This is a genomic window from Mesorhizobium sp. M7A.F.Ca.MR.148.00.0.0 (genome assembly GCF_003997735.1).
GTDB lineage: Bacteria > Pseudomonadota > Alphaproteobacteria > Rhizobiales > Rhizobiaceae > Mesorhizobium.
The window spans coordinates 1-234 of the sequence record NZ_RZTB01000713.1 but is presented as its reverse complement, the minus strand read 5'-3'; the positions used below and the strand labels follow the sequence as shown (position 1 = coordinate 234).

Below are 234 nucleotides of genomic sequence, written 5' to 3'. Positions count from 1 at the left end.
CCATGACGGCGATGTGGCCGGCCTTGACGACATAGAGGATGTATTCGCGGATCCAGTAGACGGCGATCGAGACGACGCCGAAACCGACCACGCCGCCCCACAGGGCAAACGACAGCGGCCCGTCGGGATCGGTGGAGATATGGCCAACGCCATAGCCGACGGAGGCGCCCGTGCCGGTTGCCATAATGTAGGCCAGCGTGATGCCGAAATAGACGATCATGCGAAAGAAGATGA

Annotated in this window: 1 pseudogene; it reads right to left on the bottom strand. The window is 61.1% G+C overall.

Going from position 1 to position 234, the window contains the following annotated elements:
- Window positions 1-232, bottom strand: a pseudogene (locus EOB49_RS35950) (hypothetical protein); the annotation flags it as partial.
- Window positions 233-234 lie beyond the last annotated feature (2 nt).